The following is a 23,372-nucleotide window of genomic DNA, read 5'->3' as shown; positions in this document are numbered from 1 at the left end:
GGAGTAGATAAATTGTATATCATCTGATACCATTATATGGTATTTAAAACAGTCAAGTAATGATAGAATATATTAAACATAATGAAGGAACATTTACTTCATTAACAACAGAACAAAAAAAAGCTGTAGGATTATTATCAATTGGAACATTTTTAGAATATTTTGATCTGATGCTATATGTTCGTTCATATGACAGTTTTATTAAATGAATTATTTTTTCCTAAGGCAGACCCTCATACTCAAGCTATTTACTCTGCTTTTGCATTTTGTTCCACTTATGTGATGAGACCTGTTGGAGCCATAATTTTTGGCTTAGTTGGTGACATAATTGGTCGTAAAGCAACTGTAATTATTACTACATTCTTAATGTCGTCTTCATGTCTTGCAATGGCGCTTGTCCCAACTTATGCTGAGAAAGGACTCATTGCTACTGTGATAGTTATAACATGTCGTATTATTCAAGGTCTATCTTCTATGGGTGAAATAGTTGGAGCACAACTATACTTACTAGAAATAACAAAACCTCCTATACAATATCCTATTGTTTTAATGACATCAGTATTTGCTAATTTAGGAGGAATGATAGCCTTAGCTGTTGCATCTTTAGTCACCTCATTTGGATTTAATTGGCGTATATAGCGTTTTTGCTTGGAACTATAATAGCAATTGTTGGAGCAGTTGCTAGAACTGCTTTACGGGAAACTCCTGAATTTGCTGATGCAAAACGTCGTGTTAAGAAAAATATTACTTTAATACAAAAACTACAGATAATCCATTAAAAGATAATCTTATTTACAATGAAAGGGTCAATCTAAAAACAGTCTTCTTTTTATTATTAATATCATGTGGTTGGCCAATATGTTTTTATTTTACTTATATTTATTGTGGTGAAATTTTAAAAAATTCTTTTAATTTTACAGCAGAAGCAGTTATTCATCACAATTTTATTGTAGCAATAGTAAATTTTTGTGCTTATTTAATATTAACTTATTTAAGTTATATTATATACCCATTAAAAATTCTTAAGATTAAATTAGTAATATTTTTTATTTTTGCTCTCATTTGTCCTTATTTACTAAATAATATTACTACTTCTGTTCATTTGTTCTTAATTCAATCATTTGTAATGTTATTTTTTCTTAGTGCCAATCCAGCTATGCCAATTTTTCTAAAACATTTTCCAGTGTTTAAACGATTTAGAACAGCAAGTATAATTTTTGCTTTATCGACTGTTTCCATGAATATTATTATATCTTTTGGTCTTGTATATTTAACAAAATATTTTGGCCATTGGGGAATACAAATGATACTATTTCCAATAATAATAGGATTTACACTTGGATTAAATTATTTCAATAATTTAGAAAAAAATAAAACATCATGTTTATTTTAGAAACAAAAATAGAAGAATTTATTTTAAATAATTCATATCTAAAAGATGTTCATGCTGCGACCATATTTGCTTTTGATGATAAAAAATTAATAACATCATTTTTTGGTAAAACACGATCTGAATCAGGTAAGTCAGAAGAAAATAATAGCATTTGGATCAGTTTAGGATTTAAAAGTAATAATCATTATCAATGGACTACTCCAGAAAGAATCGTTTCACCGCAATATTTCCGTGATCATCATATCCCTCTAAAGCAAGATAATGGGATAATCAGTTGTGGAAATCCAGTAATTACTTTCTTGAATAATCAGTTACTCATTTTTAGTAAAATTGGACCTTATCCAAGAACATGGAGTGGAATATTATCTCGTTCTTATGATCAGGGATTAACATGGCAAAAACCAGAACTATTACATGGTATTCTAGGACCAGCACGTAATAAGCCACTAATTTATGAAAATAATATTTTATCTCCGTGTTCTCGAGAAAGTTGTATTGATGATTTTTCATATATAGAATATTCATCAGATTTACATACATGGAATTTAAGTAATCCTATATTACCATCCAACCCTCAAATTTTTCAAAAAGGTTACAGAGGTTTTATACAGCCAACTTTAGTTAGTAGTAATTTACCAAATAAAATCATAATGTTAGTAAGACCTAGAAAAACTGATTCCTTAATGTCTACTTACATACACAGATCAATATCCATAAATAATGGAATATATTGGAGTAATTTAGAACCAGTAAACTTATTAAACCCTGATAGTGCCATTGATGCCATTAATTTAGGTGATGATACATTACTACTTACATATAATCGAGTAATCAATCATAGCAAATCGCGAAATATATTAAGTGTAGCTACATCCTATGATGAGGGGTTAAATTGGCACCCTATCACTATTAGAAATTCTATCTATCCTGAAGGGGATATAGAATATAATAACATCCTGTCTGAAGAATATTCATATCCTGCTATTATTATGAGTCCTGATAACAATGAAATTCATGTAATATATACATTTAATAGAATTAACCTAAAGCATAAAGTATTTCAATTACTACCAAAATAATCTATTCTATAAATAATCAAGTAGTATGCTAAATTATATTTATAGCTTCAGTGTTGTGTTTAAAATAACTCCAAAAGTTATACTTAAGATTACTAGTTAATAATGTATTTTCTACTAATCTATTTTTATGTGTAATATTAAAACATAAGCGATAAAAGTGTTTTTCTAATGATGAAATTCCAAGGTAAGGCATCAAAACAATAAAACTTATTAAAGTTTCATTTATAATTTTTTTAGCTTTTTCAGGAGATTTAGCACCTATTGTCTGTATATTATGCAGTCTATCAAATAACTTTATCAGAAGTACATCATGTTTCTTCTCTTTGTATAACATCTCTATTACTTGATTGGCTATATTCTCTCCAAATTCTTGTAATATTTTCTCCTTGGTAAGTTCTGTATCCTCTATAGTATCATGCAATATACTAGTTACTAGTATATCTGTTCTAAATAAGTAATCTGATATCATATATGATACTTCTATCGGATGTGAATAAAATGGTTCTCCTGATTGACGCATCTGACTACCATGATATTTCTTAGCATAGTATATAGCTTTCTTTACCTCCAATACACCCACTGGTGGTACTTTTACTACACTATTTAAATATATTACTTTATCTAATAACTTCTTAGCATAAATACATATCTCAAAATTTGTTTGATAACCTTCTATCTTTTTCATTAATGCTTATTAATTATTTTCAATACTTTTTACCTAAATTTTCCAAATAATCCTATATCTTTTGATTATATATATACATATATATAAACAGCTGTGATTTCTCCACCAGCATATGATCCAACAAAAAAGCCAGTTTTTCATACCTACCACTATGCTCGTTCAGCAACATTGTTATCAATCTCTATTTTACCATTATCTAAAAACCTCATTACAGAGTTGCCTCATTATTTAGAGAACATAAGCAATAGCTCTATTCTTGGCACTTTTTTAAGTAGTATATTGATACAATATCTCCTGTTAACTCTGTTGGTTTTATAAAAAAGTTATCTTGTTGAACCGTAAAAACAAATTCATTATTAACAAAACAGTTATTTTATTGTTGTTTATCTTGTATACCAACATCATAATTATTGAGTCTTGTTAAACCATCTATTGGTATAACAGCATCAAAGGATTTTATTATTATTAGATCTCTTGCGAAACTAGAGTTTAAAGAATAAAAGTTAGTTGTAACTTCATATACTTTGATCTTACATTTATAACTATGTCTATAAATCACACATTTTTCCCACTATATTCCACAACTGATACGTAAATCACCGCACAAATTGATTATACTGTCTGTCTGATCATCTGGTAACATTGTTTCTAAATTAATGTCTGCACCGCCTAATATGAAAGATTTTAAAATATTACAATTGTTAAACTCCATAATAATGTTTAATACTGTTTCACCACTATTATTTTTAGTATTGACATCAGCACCATTGTGAATTAGCAATGATACTAAATCTAAGCTATCAAATATAACAGCAAAGTGTAATGGTGTTTCACCACTATTATTTTTAGCATTGACATCAGCACCATAGACCATTAGCAATGATACTAACGCTAAGTTACCAGACTCAACAGCAAAGTGTAATGCTGTTAGACCATTATCGGTTTTAGCATTAACATCAGCACCACGAACCATTAGCAAAGATACTAAATCTAAGCTACCCAAGCCAACAGCAAAGTGTAATATTGTTTCACCACTATTATTTTTAGCATTAACATCAGTACCATTGTGAATTAGCAAAGATACTAAATTTAAGTTACCAGATTCAACAGCATAGTGTAATATTGTTTCGCCACTATTAGTTTTAGCATGAATATCAGCTTTATTTTTAATCAACCAATTTACTAAATTTAAGTTACCAGACTCAGCAGCAAAGTGTAATATTGTTTCGCCACTACTAGTTTTAGCATAAATACCAGCTTTATTTTTAATCAACCACTTTACTAAGTATAAGTTACCAGATTCAACAGCATAGTGTAATATTGTTTCGCCACTATTAGTTTTAGCATAAATATCAGCTTTATTTTTAATCAACCAATTTACTAAATTTAAGTTACCAGACTCAGCAGCAAAGTGTAATATTGTTTCGCCACTATTAGTTTTAGCATAAATATCAGCTTTATTTTTAATCAACCAATTTACTAAATTTAAGTTACCAGACTTAACAGCAAAGTGTAATATTGTTTCGCCACTATTAGTTTTAGCATAAATATCAGCTTTATTTTTAATCAACCAATTTACTAAATTTAAGTTACCAGACTTAACAGCAAAGTGTAATATTATTTTAGCATTATTGACATTAGCACCATTGTGAATTAGCAAAGATACTAAATCTAAGTTACCAGACTCAACAGCATAGTGTAATGCTGTTAGACCATTATCGGTTTTAGCATTAACATCAGTACCATAGGCAATTAGTAAGTATACTAAATCTGGGCTACCATAATCAACTGCAGAACATAATATTGTTTCACCACTATTAGTTTTAGCATTAACATCAGCACCATAGGCAATTAGCAATTGTACTAAATATAAGTTACCATCATAAACTGCATAGTGTAATGCTGTTAGACCATTATCGGTTTTAGCATTAACATCAGCACCATAGGCAATTAGTAAGCATACTAAATTTAAGTTACCAGACTTAACAGCAAAGTGTAATACTGTTTCACCATTATCGGTTTTAGCATAAATATTAGCTTTATTTTTAATCAACCACTTTACTAAGTATAAGTTATCAGACTTAACAGCATAGTGCAATGGTGTTTCGATACGATCAGTTTTAGCATTAACATCAGCACCATTTTTAGCTAATAATTTCGCTAAATATAAGTTACCATTCTTAGCAACACAGTGTAATGATATTACACCATGACAATTTGTAGCATTAGGATTAGCACCATGTGTGATTAATAATGGCACTGATTCTACACAGCAAAGTTGAAGTCCAAGATGTAATAACTGGTCCTTATTACTATCTGATATATCATTTATTCTCTTATTCAGCTCTGATGGATCTACTAATAAGGTTATTATAGGAAGCATTTGAGTAATGTTTGTGTTTATAGTAGTTGATAAAAATTCCTTTTGACCATATTGTTCCAAAACAACTTTATCGTTTATGGTAGCCAATAATGTATTGTATGTTGTGTTAATTATATCTGTTTTTGGTGAGGGTGGCTTAAATATTGATCTGATATTGGAATCTTCATGTCTCTTTGTATAAGTTATAGTTGCCGGAAAAGCACATTCAGCTAATATTGGTTTGTAAGTGATGTTAATAAAAACACTATTATGTTCGAATAATAGATTACTTGCCGGAATCTGTACTACTGCTAAAGGTACTAATTTATATTCTAAAATATTACGCAAATTGAGATTTATATTTAGAGAAAAGTTGTAAGGTATAGTATTAGTGTCTTTTATCAAAAGTGATAAATTATTATTATAATACGTTATATATTCTGGGGTGGTGGTCCGAGACAATGTGCATGTTGTAGTGTTATTGACAACAAAATGAGTACTATGTTGAGTGTGGGTAAATGAAGCAAAAGTATTATAAGTACTCACGTTATTGATTATTTTACTGGTAATAGTTACGATGCTTATATCAACATTGAGTATCCTATTACTATAACTTAATGTAATATTACATAATATTACACTGACATTATTATTAGTACGAGATATATAATACTTATTTGCTTTATAAGTGTGATGTGCACTACCGTATTGTGTTTGCCTATGCATAGTGGTAGAGCGTATTTGAAGTTCAATATTACCTTTATTACTACCACCTGATATGACTAAATGTATTGATTGATATCCATTATTCTTGGGATATCTAATATAATCAACAAACTGTGATGTTATGGTATTATAATGTAGATGAATTAATTTAGAAAAATCGTAACATGCTTTTTTATTTGGTACAATTGCTCTAAAAGCCAAAATATCATTAAGTGCTGTAATATGGATATCTTTAACAAGTGTTTTTATCGATATAGAATATGGGGACTTAATTCTGTAGCTTAGGCTTGCTTTTATATTTAGTTTTCTAAATATATTTCTGAATTGCTGTTCTATATTGTGAATTATATTATCTATGTCAGGATATAGCCAATTCATATAATGAAGAATTCTATTACGTTCTTCAGGATATTGAATCTTAAAACATAAATCTTGTAAAAGATAAGCAAGGTCATTGTGTGCTGTATATGATAAAAGATAAGGGATATAACAATTAGTGATGATCTCTGATATATGCTGAGCATCGGTATTATTATACTCAAGGTTAAAGATACTCACCTTATGTAATAATGGAACAAGCGAAGTTAATATTGCCGTTTCCTGTAGTTTGGGATTAATAGTTAGTAACAGCTCATGAAAATGAATATATTGCTCAGCATATGGTTTATAGTGAATAGTAGATAATTTATTAATAACATCAACTAGATATATAATATTATTATTAAAATGATTATAATCTTCTAGATTAAGATGTTGTATATTTTCATGTAATAGTACTGCTGTGAATGAGGAAGAATCTAGTTGTAATGCTTTTGTAATGGTATGTATTTGGTCAGGATAGGTTGTTGTTTTATCAGAGCAGTATTGATGGTATAACTCTAAAGCTTGATTAATGCATGAATTATTGGTGATATTTTGATATAACATTATTTACTTAAGCATCTGTAAAAGTGTTGCAAGATAAAAAATTTTTAACCACACTATAAAATCTATATCCTGAAATCGTAATACTTTCATTCTGAAATAAAAATTTTATCTTGCAACACTCTCAGTACATTTAATTTTTTGTAATTTGCAGCTATATTTAAGCAATGTGTATATAATTGTCTTGCAGCTCTTGGTATCTTTAGGTAAGTAGCAATAGTTAAGAAAGATTGTAAAGTTTCTAAAATTGTTTTCCAGCCTTTCTCAGGAGATTTAGCCCCTACTGTTTGTATATTATGTAATCGGTCACATAATTTAATTAATAGCAACTCTTTTTTCTTTTGCTGATATAATATTTTAACTATTTCTGCTGAACTAATTTTTTTATCATTTTTAACTCGTGTTAAATCTTCAACTTGATTAGCAATCTTATGGCCAAATTCTTGTATAATCATTTCTTTAGTAAGTAACGTATCTTCAATACAATCATGCAATATGCTAGTTACTATAATATCTGTTCTAAATAAATAATCAGAAACCATGTATGCTACTTCTAAAGGATGTGAGTAATAGAATTCTCCTGTTTCTCTCTTTTGCCTGCCATGATATTTTTTAGCGAAATAAATTGCTTTTTTAATTTTATTAAGATCAACTTTGTTTCTAGAAATCTTATTAATAAATATGATCTTAGTTAATAGCCTTTTACTGTATCGGCAATTTGATAGAGCTGTAATTTTTATTTTGTCTAGCTCAAAATCTATACCTTTAGGTTTTAACTTTCCTATAATAGGATCTATAGTTTTTTGATGATTTTCTTGACTTCTTGCCATATATCAATCCCTACTATAATTTTATTTAAGTGTAGCAAGTAAATCGCAATAATCAAGAAAATCATTATTATTAGTGAATGCATAATCATCAAAACCTTATAAGTCTCAACATTATGTATCATAAATCAGATCATCAAGAAGAGGTAACTTAATTGGTATATTACAGACAATAGTAGTACTTTTACCTTTTTCACTTGTTACTTTAATCTCTCCATTTAACTCACCAATTAGACGCTTTACAAAACTTAATCCTGATCCAAGTCCATGATATTGCATAGCAACATCAAATTTATCAATCTTTTCATGAAGATGTTGCCTGATTTCTTTACCAATACCACTATCATGCACTATAAATTGGAATACCATTTCTCTGTGTTGTTGTTCTAATTCTGAAACGGCTGGACTAATAGCAAACATGTTCACTGTTACCACAACTTTGCCTTCTTTAGTAAATTTAATAGCATTATCTATTAACTGCTCTAATATTGCCCCTATTCGATAAGTATCACTAATTATAGCATTTGTTAAATCATACTGAAAATTACAAGATAAATTTAATCCCTTACGTTGAGCTATTGGCATCGCTTTATCAATAATCTTATTTACTAGCTGTTTTGGATCAAACTTATTTAAAACTATAGGAGGTAATCCAGAATTATTCTGTAGATAACTAAGTATATTGTTATAATAATCTAGTAATTCTTCAGCACAATTTACTACACTAGCTAAATAATCCTTTTTTCAGGATTATCTTCTATTTCATAAAGAGCTGTTACTAATGAAAAAATTCCGTTACATGGAATCTTTAATCCATGTACCATATTTTGAACTACATCTCTTTTAAATAACTCAGATTCTTTCAATTTATTATTTGCTTCTTGTAATTCTAATTTATACTTAATTATATCAGTATAATTTGTGATCGTCGAGTTAATGATATTTTCTTCTTGCTGATATGGTATTAATGTGATAGATATGGGGGATAATTGAAGATTCTAATTAGTTTTAGTAAGATTTGCAATATTGTGGTTATCTTTTGGTTGATTTTGATTATTAATTGTCATAGCATTCCTTTGCTGTTGAAGTTAAAAAACAGCTCAGAGGTTAAAATGTTAAAGTTTAGTATACTCAAATTTAACCTCTGAACTAGAACTGCACCGTGCGGCTCTCAACAAGGACAGATATCACCACAATTCTGCGAAGTACAGAGGATTTAAGAGCTTTTTTGACAGATTTTTATACAATTGGGCAAACAGCTGCATAAATGAGACATCTTCAAATTGTTTTATTCATTACAATAATTGTTAAGTTATTAAATTTAGTCAAAAATAGTGTTAATTACTCTAGAAAATCATCAAAAAAATCCTATGCTCATAGAGCTTTTACTGGCATTTAGGGCTGTTTTCTACTATATAGCTAGACCATAGTAAATAGGTACATACTATGCTAATATATATGTTATAAATGATAATAAATAAATTATGGCAAGCAGTTACAGTTACGATTTAAGAATGAAACTATTCAAAGCTCTAGATGATGGGCTCTCAATTGTTAAAGCATGTAAAATATTCAATATAGGTCGTAACACTATATATAGATGGAAAACTCTTAAATGGGAAACAGGAGATATAAAAGCAAAACCTTATGGTCCAGCAAAGGGTTATAATGCAAAAATAAATCTCAAAGAATTTGAAGAATTAATTATCAATAATCATGATAAAACAGCTAAAGAATTAAGTATTATACTAGGTAATAGATTACAAAGAACTAGAATAAATTACTATAGAAAACTACTAGGGTACACTTATAAAAAAAAGTCATCTTCATCCCAGAAGGGATATTGGTTTAAGGAATGAATTTATAGAAAAGATACAGCAAATTTCTAAAGAAACTCTAGTATTCATTGATGAGTCAGGAATAGAAGATAATGCTTGTAGAGAATATGGATGGAGTATAAAAGGTACTAGATGTTATGGAAACAAAGTGTATCAACATAAATCCAGGATCAGTATGATAGCGGGGCTTCGTAATAATCAAATTATAGCGCCAGTAATATTTGAAGGAAATTGTAATAAAGAAATATTTACAACCTATGTAGAGACTATATTAACTAAAGAATTACATCCTGGACAAACAGTAATTATGGATAATATCAACTTCCATAAGAATAATATAATAAGAGAATTAATCGAGTCGGTTGGGTGCAGAATTTTATTCTTACCTACATATAGCCCAGACTTAAATCCTATAGAACATTATTGGTTTAAGATTAAGAACGAAATAAGAAAAGTTACGGGGCAATTCAAGATATCAGTATGGCTGTAGAACACGTACTAAAGTTTATTTAACTGTACCTATTTACTATGGTCTAGCTATACTCTAGTAGAAATAAGAACCTTTAAATAGTAGCTCTATGTCAGTAAATAATTTAGAAAAGCCTGGGCCATTTCTGCAATGGGTCGGCGGTAAAAGAAAAATTGCCAGTCAATTAGTTAAATTTATTCCGTCAGGGTTAAATAACTATTATGAACCATTCCTTGGTGGTGGAGCTTTATTCTTTCAGGTAAGAGATAGATTTAAACAATGTTTTCTATCTGATATTAACCTCGAGCTAGTGACTCCTATAATGCTGTTAAAAAGAATCCAGAGCAGGTCAGTAAATTGTTAGATTCCTATAACGAAAAACACTCCAAAGAGCATTATTATCAAGTAAGAAGTAATAATAATAGTAACGATCCAGCCAAGATTACTGCTAGGTTTATCTATCTTAACAGATATTCTTTTAAAGGTATTTATCGGATCAATATTAACGGAAAACCAGCTCAAACTTTTTCCGGTAGAAATTATAGTAAATCTGATATTGCTGCTAGATTAAAACAATCTAGCAGCCTTTTAGCAGGTATAGCTAGACCATAGTAAATAGGTACAGTTAAATAAACTTTAGTACGTGTTCTACAGCCATACTGATATCTTGAATTGCCCCGTAACTTTTCTTATTTCGTTCTTAATCTTAAACCAATAATGTTCTATAGGATTTAAGTCTGGGCTATATGTAGGTAAGAATAAAATTCTGCACCCAACCGACTCGATTAATTCTCTTATTATATTATTCTTATGGAAGTTGATATTATCCATAATTACTGTTTGTCCAGGATGTAATTCTTTAGTTAATATAGTCTCTACATAGGTTGTAAATATTTCTTTATTACAATTTCCTTCAAATATTACTGGCGCTATAATTTGATTATTACGAAGCCCCGCTATCATACTGATCCTGGATTTATGTTGATACACTTTGTTTCCATAACATCTAGTACCTTTTATACTCCATCCATATTCTCTACAAGCATTATCTTCTATTCCTGACTCATCAATGAATACTAGAGTTTCTTTAGAAATTTGCTGTATCTTTTCTATAAATTCATTCCTTAAACCAATATCCCTTCTGGGATGAAGATGACTTTTTTTTATAAGTGTACCCTAGTAGTTTTCTATAGTAATTTATTCTAGTTCTTTGTAATCTATTACCTAGTATAATACTTAATTCTTTAGCTGTTTTATCATGATTATTGATAATTAATTCTTCAAATTCTTTGAGATTTATTTTTGCATTATAACCCTTTGCTGGACCATAAGGTTTTGCTTTTATATCTCCTGTTTCCCATTTAAGAGTTTTCCATCTATATATAGTGTTACGACCTATATTGAATATTTTACATGCTTTAACAATTGAGAGCCCATCATCTAGAGCTTTGAATAGTTTCATTCTTAAATCGTAACTGTAACTGCTTGCCATAATTTATTTATTATCATTTATAACATATATATTAGCATAGTATGTACCTATTTACTATGGTCTAGCTATATATCTATTTATGCTATGGATTTTTCTTTCATTGAACCACAAAAAGGTGATTTTGTTTATTTTGATCCTCCTTATCATAAATCAGGTGAGAAATTTTATACCAGATTACCCTTTGATGAAAATGATCAAACGAGACTTAAAGATTTTGCTACAGAACTCAATGATAAAAATGTTAAAATAATGATTTCTAATAGTGATACTCCCTTTATTAGAAACTTATACAAGAATTTTAATATTAGTATTATTAAGGTTAAATATTCCATGCCTGAACACAATAAAATATCTGATGAAGTAGTTATTACAAATTATCAATTACCACAATAATTTAGTTATATTCAAACTTGATTAATTTAAAGCAATAATCTTGAGTCTTAAAAGCTTCTTCTAGATCTTGCATATGACGATTTCTAACATAGTAATCATTAAAAGCCGTTGTTGATTTAAGGATTACCTTTTTGGTTGACTATATCTTCCTCTACCACTACTAATTCACTTAATACCCCAAAATCAATATATTGGTTATAACGTTCAATAAGAAATTTCCGTGCCCTGTACCATACTGAATCAGGATTTAATTGTTTGCTTAGCTGCAATAGATAATTTTGTTTTTCATCTTCAGTGTTATGCTGATTAGTTGCAAGCTCAGCAAATGGTATGATTTGTAACTGCCCAATACTACTGCCATAGATCATTCGTACTTGCTGTAGTATTTTATTTTTGCTATGTTCTGAAAGTGTAATAGTTTTAAGCAGTTTTATTTGATACCTATTACTACCCCAATAAATAAGCAGGAGCTTAGTAATTCATAGGCTGGATCAGGATCAAAAATACCGACGATTTTACGTTTTAGCTGAGCTTGCAAGCTAGTATCAAGGCTACGTTCTATTTTATCTAGGTATCGTTCTTTAGCGTTGTTTAAGTCGCTAGATTTAAACTGAAATGTAGCATTATTAGCTTTAGTAGTTTCACGTAACTCATGAGCTAAAGCTTTAGCCATATAGTTCAGTAGGACCTTCTTATGACCAAAATGATGATTGGAATATTCTCCAGCGAGTTTTAAGAGCAATTTATTGATAAAATCCAGATTAAATTCACGATTTGATTTTACTCGCAGTAAATCAGCATCTTCTTGGCTTAATGGATAAAAATCTGCTAATTTCTTTCTTTTGAACCAGCCTTTATGCTTTCTAGATCCTACTGCTGAATCATTATTAGCTGATGATACTATTTGCTGACATCTTGCCTTATCAACCTTATCAAGAACTGCTTGCAATGCCTTATTAACCTGTAATGGACCAATGATAAATTACTTTCAGATGTTTTATCATTTTCACTCTCTTGCTGATTATTTGCTGATCTTGTTGTTAGAAATTTTAACTCTTGTGCAAGATTTTGTTTTTGTGAATATTGTAATAATTGCTGATTTTGAACAGTTTCATTTTGTTCATTTTGAAAAATGATAGATTCGCTATATCTAGATTTATTAGATATATTTTTATTATTATCTATATATATTGTCTCATCCAAACTTTTTTGGGGTTGAGGCAAAATTTCTTTGGGTTTTACCCCAAAGTTTTTTGGAGTTTATGCAAAATTTTTTCATTTTCGCTGTGGATTTTCTGAGAAAATGGCCGGAAATTTCTAGCCAGCTTAATACAAGGAGTATTGCGGCATTTAATACCATATTTCACGATTGTTGCATTATAATAAAGCTACTTTTTTGTAATTCGAGTAAGCATTGTCGTACTCGTTCTTGACACACACCTAGGGACTCTTGAAAGAAGTGATAAGTTTCCTGAAGTTCATCAATGCTATTAATTATGATAGATTTGCATGCGGAAGACTATTAGAGATAGTAACTGTCTTGCAGTTTTGCTTAAGATTTTACCATTATTAGAGGTCAGATTATTCCATTCAGGTGGAATAAAATTACCAACAAAATTGTAGAAAATAGTGGGATTTTTATCACCTTCATCATGGATTACACAATCAGGAGTGAAATGTGAGCAGCATATAGTGTGCATAAGACCTCAACTTAAACATTAGGTTTAATCGAGGTAATAGAGCAATTAAGACACCATTTTTAAAAATGCGAGGAGCATATAAGCAGCATACGGAGTATTGAGCTAAAATTAGCAGATTAAGAAAAGCTTAGAGGTAATATGGTGGGCGATGGGGGAGTCGAACCCCCGACCTTTACGATGTCAACGTAAAAGTTCGCTTTTCTAGATATTACCCTAGCAATTTCATAAAAATAAAATGCAGCACTATAGTGCTGTATCACGCCTAGTGAAAGCCTTATATTCATAGCTACCTCTTTGATGTGTAAAGGAATAATTTTACTGTAGTTAAATTTGAATAACCTGTCAAATACTTATTCACATATGCTAACAACTTACGCTGACAGGAGAAAATATGGAGCATTAATATTATCAACCATTATCTAATTTCAGTGATTATTCGTATATGATTTGCTATCATAGCCAAAGCATATTATAACTTTAGTTATCAATGCTCTTATGAGGTATTTATGTCAGTAAAATCTTTATGCTTTACTAGAGAAGTATTAAATAATATTACAATCCCAACAAAAAAACAAAATATATATCGAGATACAAAAGAAAAAGGATTATTTTTGATAGTATCATACGGTGGAAGCAAGACGTTTTACCTTGGTAAAAAAATTCAACAATTATATCAAAAAATCAAGATAGGACGTTTTCCAGAATTATCTATTACCGAAGCAAGAACAAGAGCATCTGAATTAAAGGGGGAGATTGCAAAAGGATATAATCCTGCCGAAGAAAGAGCCAGATTATCAAAAGAGCTTACCTTTAAGGATTTTTATGACAAATACCTTAATGAATACAGTAAAATTAATAATAAAAGATGGAAAGATTATGCTGCTTCTGTAGATAGATATGCAAAACATTTATATAATAGAAAAATATCAACCATTCAAAAAGCAGATATTCAAGAATTATTTAATAAATTGACGAAAACTGGTAAATATGGAGCTAACAGGTTTCTTGAAATATTAAGACCTGTATTTAATAAAGCAATAGAATGGGAATTGATTAAGGTAAATCCAGCTATTGGGATAACAAAGCATCAGGAACAATCTAGAGACCGTTATTTAACTAGAGAAGAAATACCACAGTTTTTTGCAGCAATAGCAGAAGAGAAAAACGAAATAATGAAGGATTTTTTCTTAATAGCTTTATATACATCAGTTCGTAAAGATAATTTACTTACTATGAAATGGGAACAAGTAAGTTTTACTGACAAACAATTATATCTACCAGAAACTAAAAATGGCAAGCCTCATTCTTTACCTTTATTAGATCAAGCATTAGAAATATTAAAAGCACGAAAAGAGAACTCTACTAGCAGTTGGGTATTTCCAAGTGAGACCAGCAGCAGTGGTCATTTACAAGAGCCAAAGAAAGCATGGAGTAGAATTTGTAAAAAAGCAGGAATAGAAAATTTAAGGATTCATGATTTAAGAAGAACAGTGCCAAGTTGGATGGCAATGACCGGAGCAAATCAATATGTAATTGGACAACTTCTTAATCATATGGATCCAAGATCAACTGCAGTTTATGCTAGACTTGCCACTGATATTGCTCGAGAATATATGCAAAGGGCAATTGATTCAATGATTCCGAAAGTGTAACAATGATAGGAATTACAGATTTTATGTTTGAAAATAAAGTGAAATTAGCGAAAAAATCTCGAGATATCCGTAATATAGTTATTTTACTAATTATAGGTGTTACTGTAGGTATAACAATTGATCATACTATATTAAACCTATTAGTTAGTCCTGATATCCAAACTGCTCACTCTACTCAAAATGAGATTAGTATACCAAGTAAAATTATACCAGAAGATGCACAAGCAATTTTGATGCCTTCTAGTAAAATTGATACATGCTTTACTCCTCCATCCGGTTGTAGCAAAGTTATCACTGCGATAATAGATAAAGCGAGCAGCTCTATATATGTTCAAGCATATGGTTTTACTGATGTTGATATAGCAGATTCCTTAATTGCAGCCCATAAGCGAGGTGTACAAGTTAAAATCCTATTAGATAAAAGCAATCTATACTCTAAATATTCTAAGCTTTCTAAAATTAAATCAGCAGGCATTGATGTATTAATCGATAAAGTACCTGGTATTGCCCATAACAAAGTTATGATTATTGATGAGTATACAGTAATTACTGGTAGCTTTAATTTTAGTAAAAATGCAGATTATAAGAATGCAGAAAATATAATTATTATCAATGATCCAATAGTAGCAAGACAGTATTTGCAAAATTGGCTATCTAGAGAACATGTCAATAACAATCTTACTAATCAAGATTAATTCCTTCCGTTATGGGATAAGAGATCTATAGTATTTAGAAAGAATAAAAATATTGTAAAGTTACCATCGCAACATAATAAGACATATTAGAAGTTATAAGAACAATATTATTTAGAAATCATTCGTGGCATATCTTATATGTATTATCACTGTTCGTTTTACAACTAATATATGTTTACCGTCAACATAAAAAGCTTTCCAAAAAAACACAAAACTGTTTATCAGCAAGTCATAAATAAAATCCTATCTCCAAATTAACGCAGTTTTAAGCGGAATAATAGCTTTTTTATTTTTGATATAAAACTCCACTGGCAATGTCCAAATTAGGATGTTAATGTCATGACCTATTAATGTTTATTAAGCTCGTTAATATGCACAATAATTGCTTTAATCAAAGATTATACTGGTCATTATCTACTTCCTTAAAATATATGGGATTAAGCTTGGATGAGTGGTTTGTCGTATTACTTGGAATAGTACCTGGAATATTTTTACTTAATAGCGGTCATGCAAAGTTTGGAGCATGCTGCATTACATGCGGTATTTTACTATGCTATATATTAAAAAAATTTAAGAAAGTATCAGAATATTTTGTACTTAAGAGCTATTTGGTAGCTAAGAAATGTTTACCTGCTCCTGATTCGCACCCAAATCTTCTTGGTAAAAAAATAGGCAAGTAATTGGAAAACAAGTAATGGAACATTTATTTAAGCAAAGTTCAATACAGGAATTAGTTAAATATAATAAGAGATTATTGCTGATCACATTATTACTTGCATGTACTTGCTTACTTAGCATGATAAAATTACTTACTAAAGAAGAGCGATGGTTATTAATTCCAGCCATAGAGCCAGATAGAAGGATGATAGTATCATCAAAAAGCTATCATGAGACTTACTTAAGAGAATGGGCTATTTTTGTGATGAAAGAATTATTTACCACTTCACCTGAAGAGGTAGAGCGTCAAATAGCTGATCTGAAAGTAGTCTCTAGTAATACAAAGCAGCTAGATAAGTTCTTTAAAGAACATTTACAATTTATTAAAGGCTCTAATGTATCGTCAGTATTTTTTTAAAGAAAACAAAGATAATTGAGCAAGGAGTAATCATTAGTGGCACATTTCGTTATTGGTTTTCCGAGAATAAACATATCTCCGCTGATAAGACCTATCTTTTAACTTATAAAAGAGGATCTAACCATTTGTTATTACTAACTGGTATTAAAGAGGAGGCAAATAATTAATGACAAGTTTTAAATCGAAACTACATATTTTGGTATTATTCATTGGGACTTTGTTAAGCTTTAACAATGCATACGCTATAGGTTATATGTTACATGATGATTCTATATTAGAGTTACAAATAGCAAAAAACTCTCCAACCAGGATTACTATCGAAGGTGACAAGATTAACGATATTATAATCCATCCTTAAAGAAGCAGCAGAAATAATAGTGCATGATTCGGGCTGCATATTTGTCTTGCCACAATAAAGTTTATGTCAGCATAGTTGCTGAAAGCGGCGTAGTGCAGGATTTAGTTTTAAGTTTTACTAAAGAGACACCAAGCCCGATCAGATTGTTAAAATACAATTTTAAAACAGCAGAAACACAGCAGTTTAGTAAGCTTCCAACTTATCAAAACTTACCAGCATATAATGTATATAAAATGAATAAAGGAGTAAAAAAATAGAGATATGTTTAACAAAATAATAAGAACGATATTTAATAAACAGCATTTAGGTTACATAGTATGCATCATATTTTACTGTTTCTTATTTCACGAGCTGGTATTTGCAGATACTTTAGAAGGTCAGTTATATCGCATTGGTACTCTTTCTACTGGTAAGCTTAAAACTATAGGAATATCAGGGGCAACGATTTTAGCTGCCATTTGGGCGGTAGTAAAGGGAAATTTGCGACTTGCTGGAGCAATTGTAGCAATTGGTATCATTTTAGGTTTTTATTTAGATTGGGTCTCTTCTGGTATGAAAATCAGTTAGAGATAAATAGCAAGACTTACGCTATGTTATAGCAAATATGCTACAAACCCTTATTACAAAGCTATGTTTTTACAGTGAATCTTCATAAGATACCTTAATTCATGGGCATTACATTAAACATAGCGTAAATTTTGATAGATACTAGATGGCATTGATAAACTATAAATTGGTAAAATAAGCAATGGATCAAGAAGATCAAAAAGATACAGCAGGAAGCAAGCATAGCGTCACAACTAGTAAATTATATTCTAAGTTCGCTAGTGTGAAGTTACAGTTATTAGAATTGATAGATCGAGTCAAAACTAAACCTATCACCTATTTAGCTGCTTTGGGAATAATTATCACCTTAATATTTTATTATTTTTCTGATAACAACGAGTCAAATAAACTAAACAACCCTCAGCTATAAGCTGAGGGGTTATAAAGTGGAATCGATTAGAAATCGATCATCATTAACAGGTTCACCTTCTTGTTCATCAATATAGTGCTGTATCATTTCATCAGTTATATTACCTGAGCTGACAGCTATATAGCCCCTAGCCCACAAATGATTACCCCAAAATTGTTTTCTTAAATGAGCAAATTCTTGCAATAAAATTCTTGAGCTACTACCTTTTAAGGCTCTGTCCAAATAAGTGTGGGAATTTCTCAAAGGTTATATAAAAATATAATATAACAAAAGGAGAAATTAATAATGGACCAAAAACAAAATGCAGCAATGAATCAAGCGATAGATTTATTAATAAATAATGATACAGATATATCAACATTACTTAAAGAGGATGGTTTATTAAAGCAATTAACCAAACGGCTTGTAGAGAATGCATTGCAGTCAGAGATGAATAATCACTTAGGATATGATAAATATTGTCATACTGATAGTGATAATGTTCGTAATGGTAAGATGGAGCTGACGTTAGCGAAAGTTTGATAAGTCAAATTACTGATGATGTAATTGAGGATGTCAAGATATGGCAAAGCCGACCATTGGATCGAGTATATGCTATAATATTTTTGACTGTTTAGTATTAAAAGTACGTCAAGATAAACGAATTATCAATAAGTCTGTATATGTGGCATTAGGTATTGATTTATCTGGAAGGAAGGATATTTTAGGATTGTGGATCAGTGAAAATGAAGGAGCAAAATTTTGGCTTGGTAATTTTACTGAGATGAAGAACAGAGGTATGCAAGACATGCTTATTGCTTGCAGTGATAATTTAACCGGTATGTCTGAGGCGATAGAGGCAGTTTTTCCGAAAAACGAACATCAATTATGTATTGTACATCAGATTAGAAATAGTTTAAAATATGTATCATATAAAGACCGAAAAGAATTAGCGGCTGATTTAAAGCCTATTTATACTGCTAGCACAGAGGAAGAAGCACATCTTGCTTTAGAATCTTTTGAAGCTAAATGGAGTAAACAGTATCCACAAATTGCTAAATCTTGGTATGTTCATTGGGAAAATTTAATGGTTTTTCTAGGATACCCTGAGGCGATAAGGAAAGTAATATACACAACGAATAGTGTAGAATCTGTCAATAGCCAATTACGTAAGGTTACCAAGAATAAACGGGTTTTTCCAAATGATAATGCCGTTTTTAAGATCTTATATTTGGCAATTGATTATATGACCAAGAAATGGGTTATGCCGATTCCAAACTGGAACGCAGCTATGGCTCACTTTTTGATAAAATTTGAAGGTAGAATTTAAGCCCTATGAAAAATTTACACACTTAATTAGAAAGACTCCCAATGGCTGGTCTGTTATTTAAATATGCACTTACTTTATAGTAAACTCAACTTAAATTTAATCATCTAATTCTTCAATTTGCTTTTTAGTTAAGCCAGTAGATTCAGATATTATCGTAATTGCTACTCCTGATCTTTTTAAGTTTCTTGCTATTGCTATTTTTTCTTCAGTTTTTCCGATCTGTATACCCTCAACTTTTCCTCTAACTCTAGCTTGTGCTTCGTATTTTTTTAAAGTATTGGCTTCGATCCTGAGCCATTTTAGATGATCTTCATATGCATCTCGCTCTTCAGAGGTAAAATTCATTACATCTAATACAGTTAATGCCTTCTTTAAACTAGCATTATCCAACTTCTTAGGCAAGTTATTGCTGTTTAACAAATCATGTCTTGTTAGAAAAGCACTCCAAATATCTAAAGAATTTCCTACTTTTTTTAATATATCTGCTAACTCTTCATTAGGATTATTGCTAAACTTATTAAGTTCGATAGTATGTAGCTCTAAATCTTTAAAATATAACAATCCACTATCTTTCTCTGTAATATGAAAAACATTATGGTATTTATTAGTTTCGGGTATAGAGGTAAAGTTTAATATATGTATACCAATAGCTTTGTTTAAACTAGAATAATCCTGAGATGCTTGTAGTGCTTCCGTGTATAACTTAGCCCAATAGTAAAGAGCTCTTTTATCATAGTCAGCTTCATCAGTTATTTGAATTTCAATGTTAAATCTTTTACCACTTTCTCCAAGGGCTTTAATATCTAGAATAGATAATTTATCATTTCTAAAGTTTTGAGGGTTATAAGGATTTAGAAGTGTAACATCTACTATTTGATCTTCTTTAGAGACAATAGAATTAATTAAGGAAATAAGAAGATCTTTATTTTCTTCTACACCGAAGATTTTCTTAAATGCTAAATCTACACGAGGCGTTATTCTTTCCATATCTTATTCTGTTAGTTAATTATATATATTATAGCACACAAGTACAAAATAAGTAAGTTATAAATTTGTTTTACATTTATCATCATCAATGAATGTAAAGCGGTACAAGCAAGTATTAGAGGTTATTATCTCTGATACGCATGATAGTTTGCCTGCTTGTATCAAAATGTTTTGCAATAGATGTAATAGTTTTGCCTTCTTGTAGTTGCTGTATAACCTGTTTTTTTTGTAATTCTGCTAAAATTTGTGGTCGTCCGAGAGTTTTACCATTTGCTTTAGCTCTCGCAAGCCCAGATTGAGTACGCTCTATTAACAAATCACGCTCAAATTGAGCAACAGCATTAATTACTCCCATAGTCATTTTTCCAGCTGAACTGGTAAGATCAACGCCCCCAAGTGCAAGACAATGAACTTTAATTCCTATTTTCTCTAATTTATTAACTGTGATGCTTACATCAATAGCATCACGTCCTAATCGGTCTAGCTTAGTTACCACCAATACATCATTTTTCTCCATCTTATCTAGTAACTTTGTAAATCCTTGGCGTTGTGCTATAGGCATTGATCCGGATATAGTTTCAACAATTATTCTGTGTGGCTCGATGGTAAAACCTGCTGATTCAATTTCCCTGATTTGATTTTCAGGTATTTGTTCGAGTTTAGAAACGCGGGCATATGCAAAAGTACGAGACATAGAAGATAGTGTAAATTGTATTAAAAAGGGTGTCCTGAATATAAGATCTGTACTAAAGTAAGTCAATATAATTTATGGACATAAGAATAAGGGGTGTACGGAAACGATCGTTTTTAGACAGCTACAGAATTTTTCTTCTGTGTTGCTCTTTGCTTTTGCCTTTCTATATGACGTCCCACTATTTCATTTAATTCTTCACGTCTTCTCTTATAATTGTAGTATGAAAGGAAGATATTTAGATTTAGGATTAAGAGTTAAGTGCCTATCTGCAATATCTGTCATATATTTAAAAAGCCTGAAAGCCATGAAGTGATCAGGAGTACTTTGATGTTCGAGTAGAATCCAGAAATACCCTGTATCATCATTAAATTTTGCTGAAAACAGAATATCAGATATAGAGTTTTGAAGATTTGGCTCTACAAAGCTTTCTTTTTCGATTTTAAGAGTAGAGGCAGAGAACAGAGCTTTGATTTCTTTTGGCAGATGCATCTCAAAGAATTCTTTAGCAACAATTGGATTTTCAAAAGCTTTACGAATAATAGCGTCATGTTTTGGCTTTCCACTTGTTGATTCATCTGAGTTGTGAGTATCATTATTATCTTGGGTCATAGTATGATTGGTAATTTAGATTCCATCTTTTTATTGCTTTACATATACCACTTTTTGTTGATTTATATAGGGCATATTCTTGCTAATTCTTTGTATGTTTTATTAGGGTTATCATGTAATAATTGTTTTAAGGTTTCGATATTCATATAAGTAAATATTATGTGTAATTGTAATAACTCATCACGCATTCTTTCTTAGAGGCATCTGTCCTTTGATTTTCCATTTATCAATAATTTTAGGATTGAGTATTAATTGCTCTTTACAATCAAGCAGCATGCCATAGAGAATATGAGCATTATCCGGATGCAGATAATCAAGTCCTGCTTTAACAAAGAACCCACCAAGCATAATCTTTTTTCTAGCATCAGATTTACGATCAAAGGTGCTATATCAGAGTGGAGTAGTAGATACACGTTAAATGATGCCTGCAAAAACAAGATTGCACACCAAGTGTATGAAGAACATTGTACTTTGAAAGCTTGGCAGCAGAAATCATATGAACAAGTGACCACTGGGTATAGGATTTATGCTGATTATCAAAAACGTCGTGAACAGGCAAGATTAGCAGATATTGCAAGAGAGGTGGAGCGTGAGAAATTAGTATCACATACGAAGCAAATCAAGCACGAGATCTTGCTATCCAAGACAGTATCTGATGTATTTGTAGCTTTAGAAAAAGATCAGAAGTTTTTTGTAGCATTAAATGGCAATATCAAATATGAAACATTCAATTATGAATTTGCAGAACTGGCACAACAAGCTCTTGAACACAAGGAACAAGAACTCTTACCTAGATTAAAAGATGTGGTAGCAGCAGTAGAGTATAATGGTGTCTTCAGTACCCAGGATATATTAGATAAATTAAAGAATAGTAAACATTTAGAAGATACGTATAAGTATTTTGATAGCAGCTTAGAGCGCCATCAATTAGAGACAAATCATCAGGTGATTCAGCAAGATAAAGAGAAGGCTAAGACGACTGATGAAATGTTATCAGCAATTAGTCGCGAGCATGAGTTCTTTAAGTCTCTTGATGGCTGGCTTAAATATGTAGAGCAATATGATATCAGTTTATTATCTGCAATCTCAGATGCTAAGACTTATAGAGCAGGATAGGTTAATTAGCAAT

16 protein-coding genes and 12 pseudogenes are annotated in these 23,372 nt (G+C 30.4%); 15 read left to right on the top strand and 13 right to left on the bottom strand.

The features are described 5' to 3' along the window. Positions 1-59: 59 nt before the first annotated feature. Positions 60-1,393: pseudogene (locus tag REIP_RS08465) on the top strand (MFS transporter). Beyond that, positions 1,381-2,472, top strand: a complete 1,092-nt coding sequence (locus REIP_RS03145) for an exo-alpha-sialidase (protein WP_045803812.1) — start codon at positions 1,381-1,383, stop codon at positions 2,470-2,472. The pseudogene REIP_RS08465 and the gene REIP_RS03145 overlap by 13 nt, the downstream one beginning before the upstream one ends. A 28-nt stretch (positions 2,473-2,500) precedes the next feature. On the opposite strand, the gene REIP_RS03140 is transcribed toward REIP_RS03145, so the two are convergent. The 5 genes and pseudogenes from REIP_RS03140 to REIP_RS03125 form a co-directional block, all read right to left on the bottom strand. Beyond that, positions 2,501-3,157, bottom strand: a complete 657-nt coding sequence (locus tag REIP_RS03140) for an HD domain-containing protein (protein WP_045803811.1) — start codon at positions 3,155-3,157, stop codon at positions 2,501-2,503. Between the two features lie 149 nt (positions 3,158-3,306). Next, positions 3,307-3,369: pseudogene (locus REIP_RS13610) on the bottom strand (hypothetical protein); the annotation flags it as partial. A 359-nt stretch (positions 3,370-3,728) separates the two neighbouring features. Further along, on the bottom strand, positions 3,729-7,172 hold the full coding sequence (locus REIP_RS03135; RefSeq protein ID WP_045803810.1) for an ankyrin repeat domain-containing protein: 3,444 nt from the start codon (positions 7,170-7,172) through the stop codon (positions 3,729-3,731). A gap of 86 nt (positions 7,173-7,258) precedes the next feature. After that, positions 7,259-7,999: an HD domain-containing protein gene (locus REIP_RS03130; RefSeq protein WP_045803809.1), complete on the bottom strand. Its 741-nt coding sequence runs from the start codon at positions 7,997-7,999 to the stop codon at positions 7,259-7,261. 111 nt (positions 8,000-8,110) lie between these two features. After that, positions 8,111-9,063: pseudogene (locus REIP_RS03125) on the bottom strand (sensor histidine kinase). Positions 9,064-9,480: 417 nt separating this feature from the next. Between REIP_RS03125 and REIP_RS09230 the strand changes: the two are divergent. Further along, positions 9,481-10,347, top strand: a pseudogene (locus REIP_RS09230) (IS630 family transposase). A gap of 65 nt (positions 10,348-10,412) precedes the next feature. Next, positions 10,413-10,900, top strand: a pseudogene (locus REIP_RS13605) (DNA adenine methylase); the annotation flags it as partial. A gap of 28 nt (positions 10,901-10,928) precedes the next feature. Here REIP_RS13605 and REIP_RS09225 read toward each other — a convergent pair. Next, a pseudogene (locus REIP_RS09225) lies at positions 10,929-11,795 on the bottom strand (IS630 family transposase). Between the two features lie 75 nt (positions 11,796-11,870). Between REIP_RS09225 and REIP_RS03090 the strand changes: the two are divergent. Then, a pseudogene (locus tag REIP_RS03090) lies at positions 11,871-12,188 on the top strand (DNA adenine methylase); the annotation flags it as partial. Between the two features lies 1 nt (position 12,189). Here REIP_RS03090 and REIP_RS13600 read toward each other — a convergent pair. Beyond that, positions 12,190-13,888 (bottom strand): annotated as a pseudogene (locus tag REIP_RS13600) (hypothetical protein). A gap of 506 nt (positions 13,889-14,394) precedes the next feature. Here REIP_RS13600 and REIP_RS03080 point away from each other — a divergent pair. The 8 genes and pseudogenes from REIP_RS03080 to REIP_RS03050 all read left to right on the top strand — a co-directional run bounded on the left by REIP_RS03080 (position 14,395) and on the right by REIP_RS03050 (position 18,644). Then, positions 14,395-15,540, top strand: coding sequence for a tyrosine-type recombinase/integrase (locus REIP_RS03080; protein ID WP_045803806.1), 1,146 nt, complete (start codon positions 14,395-14,397; stop codon positions 15,538-15,540). Between the two features lie 23 nt (positions 15,541-15,563). Beyond that, positions 15,564-16,235: a phospholipase D family protein gene (locus REIP_RS03075; RefSeq protein WP_045804288.1), complete on the top strand. Its 672-nt coding sequence runs from the start codon at positions 15,564-15,566 to the stop codon at positions 16,233-16,235. A gap of 371 nt (positions 16,236-16,606) precedes the next feature. Further along, positions 16,607-16,915 (top strand): hypothetical protein, encoded by a 309-nt coding sequence (locus tag REIP_RS03070; RefSeq protein WP_045804287.1) that lies wholly within the window; start codon positions 16,607-16,609, stop codon positions 16,913-16,915. 14 nt (positions 16,916-16,929) lie between these two features. Next, positions 16,930-17,477: pseudogene (locus REIP_RS03065) on the top strand (TraE/TraK family type IV conjugative transfer system protein). Between the two features lie 86 nt (positions 17,478-17,563). Further along, positions 17,564-17,668, top strand: a complete 105-nt coding sequence (locus REIP_RS12305; RefSeq protein ID WP_231569197.1) for a type-F conjugative transfer system secretin TraK — start codon at positions 17,564-17,566, stop codon at positions 17,666-17,668. A gap of 41 nt (positions 17,669-17,709) precedes the next feature. Beyond that, complete coding sequence (locus tag REIP_RS11595) at positions 17,710-17,925, top strand: hypothetical protein (RefSeq protein WP_197069192.1); 216 nt, start codon at positions 17,710-17,712, stop codon at positions 17,923-17,925. Positions 17,926-17,929: 4 nt separating this feature from the next. Continuing rightward, positions 17,930-18,235, top strand: a complete 306-nt coding sequence (locus tag REIP_RS03055) for a hypothetical protein (protein ID WP_045803805.1) — start codon at positions 17,930-17,932, stop codon at positions 18,233-18,235. Between the two features lie 181 nt (positions 18,236-18,416). Next, positions 18,417-18,644, top strand: a complete 228-nt coding sequence (locus tag REIP_RS03050; RefSeq protein ID WP_045803804.1) for a hypothetical protein — start codon at positions 18,417-18,419, stop codon at positions 18,642-18,644. Positions 18,645-18,653: 9 nt separating this feature from the next. Here REIP_RS03050 and REIP_RS03045 read toward each other — a convergent pair whose 3' ends face one another. After that, positions 18,654-18,866: a transposase gene (locus tag REIP_RS03045; protein WP_231569196.1), complete on the bottom strand. Its 213-nt coding sequence runs from the start codon at positions 18,864-18,866 to the stop codon at positions 18,654-18,656. 63 nt (positions 18,867-18,929) lie between these two features. Here REIP_RS03045 and REIP_RS03035 point away from each other — a divergent pair. After that, a pseudogene (locus REIP_RS03035) lies at positions 18,930-19,953 on the top strand (IS256 family transposase). 96 nt (positions 19,954-20,049) lie between these two features. On the opposite strand, the gene REIP_RS03030 reads toward REIP_RS03035, so the two are convergent. From REIP_RS03030 to REIP_RS03015, 5 genes and pseudogenes are all read right to left on the bottom strand, one after another. Continuing rightward, positions 20,050-20,940, bottom strand: a complete 891-nt coding sequence (locus REIP_RS03030; RefSeq protein ID WP_045803802.1) for an Rpn family recombination-promoting nuclease/putative transposase — start codon at positions 20,938-20,940, stop codon at positions 20,050-20,052. A gap of 115 nt (positions 20,941-21,055) precedes the next feature. Beyond that, entirely contained in the window at positions 21,056-21,634 is a 579-nt protein-coding gene (locus REIP_RS03025; RefSeq protein WP_045803801.1) for a recombinase family protein, read from the bottom strand. A gap of 210 nt (positions 21,635-21,844) precedes the next feature. Continuing rightward, positions 21,845-22,243 (bottom strand): annotated as a pseudogene (locus tag REIP_RS03020) (Rpn family recombination-promoting nuclease/putative transposase); the annotation flags it as partial. Between the two features lie 62 nt (positions 22,244-22,305). Further along, the gene (locus REIP_RS13150; protein WP_269429006.1) at positions 22,306-22,431 is read right to left on the bottom strand and encodes a hypothetical protein; all 126 of its coding nucleotides are present in this window, start codon (positions 22,429-22,431) and stop codon (positions 22,306-22,308) included. Then, a pseudogene (locus tag REIP_RS03015) lies at positions 22,424-22,609 on the bottom strand (conjugal transfer protein TraD); the annotation flags it as partial. The gene REIP_RS13150 and the pseudogene REIP_RS03015, both read right to left, overlap by 8 nt. Positions 22,610-22,693: 84 nt before the next feature. Between REIP_RS03015 and REIP_RS11590 the strand changes: the two are divergent. Continuing rightward, complete coding sequence (locus tag REIP_RS11590; protein ID WP_197069191.1) at positions 22,694-23,359, top strand: hypothetical protein; 666 nt, start codon at positions 22,694-22,696, stop codon at positions 23,357-23,359. The last annotated feature ends 13 nt before the right edge of the window (positions 23,360-23,372 follow it).

It is taken from the genome of Rickettsia endosymbiont of Ixodes pacificus, assembly GCF_000965155.1.
GTDB lineage: Bacteria > Pseudomonadota > Alphaproteobacteria > Rickettsiales > Rickettsiaceae > Rickettsia > Rickettsia tamurae.
The sequence above is the reverse complement of the archived record's forward strand: the minus strand, read 5'-3'. Positions and strand labels throughout refer to the sequence as shown.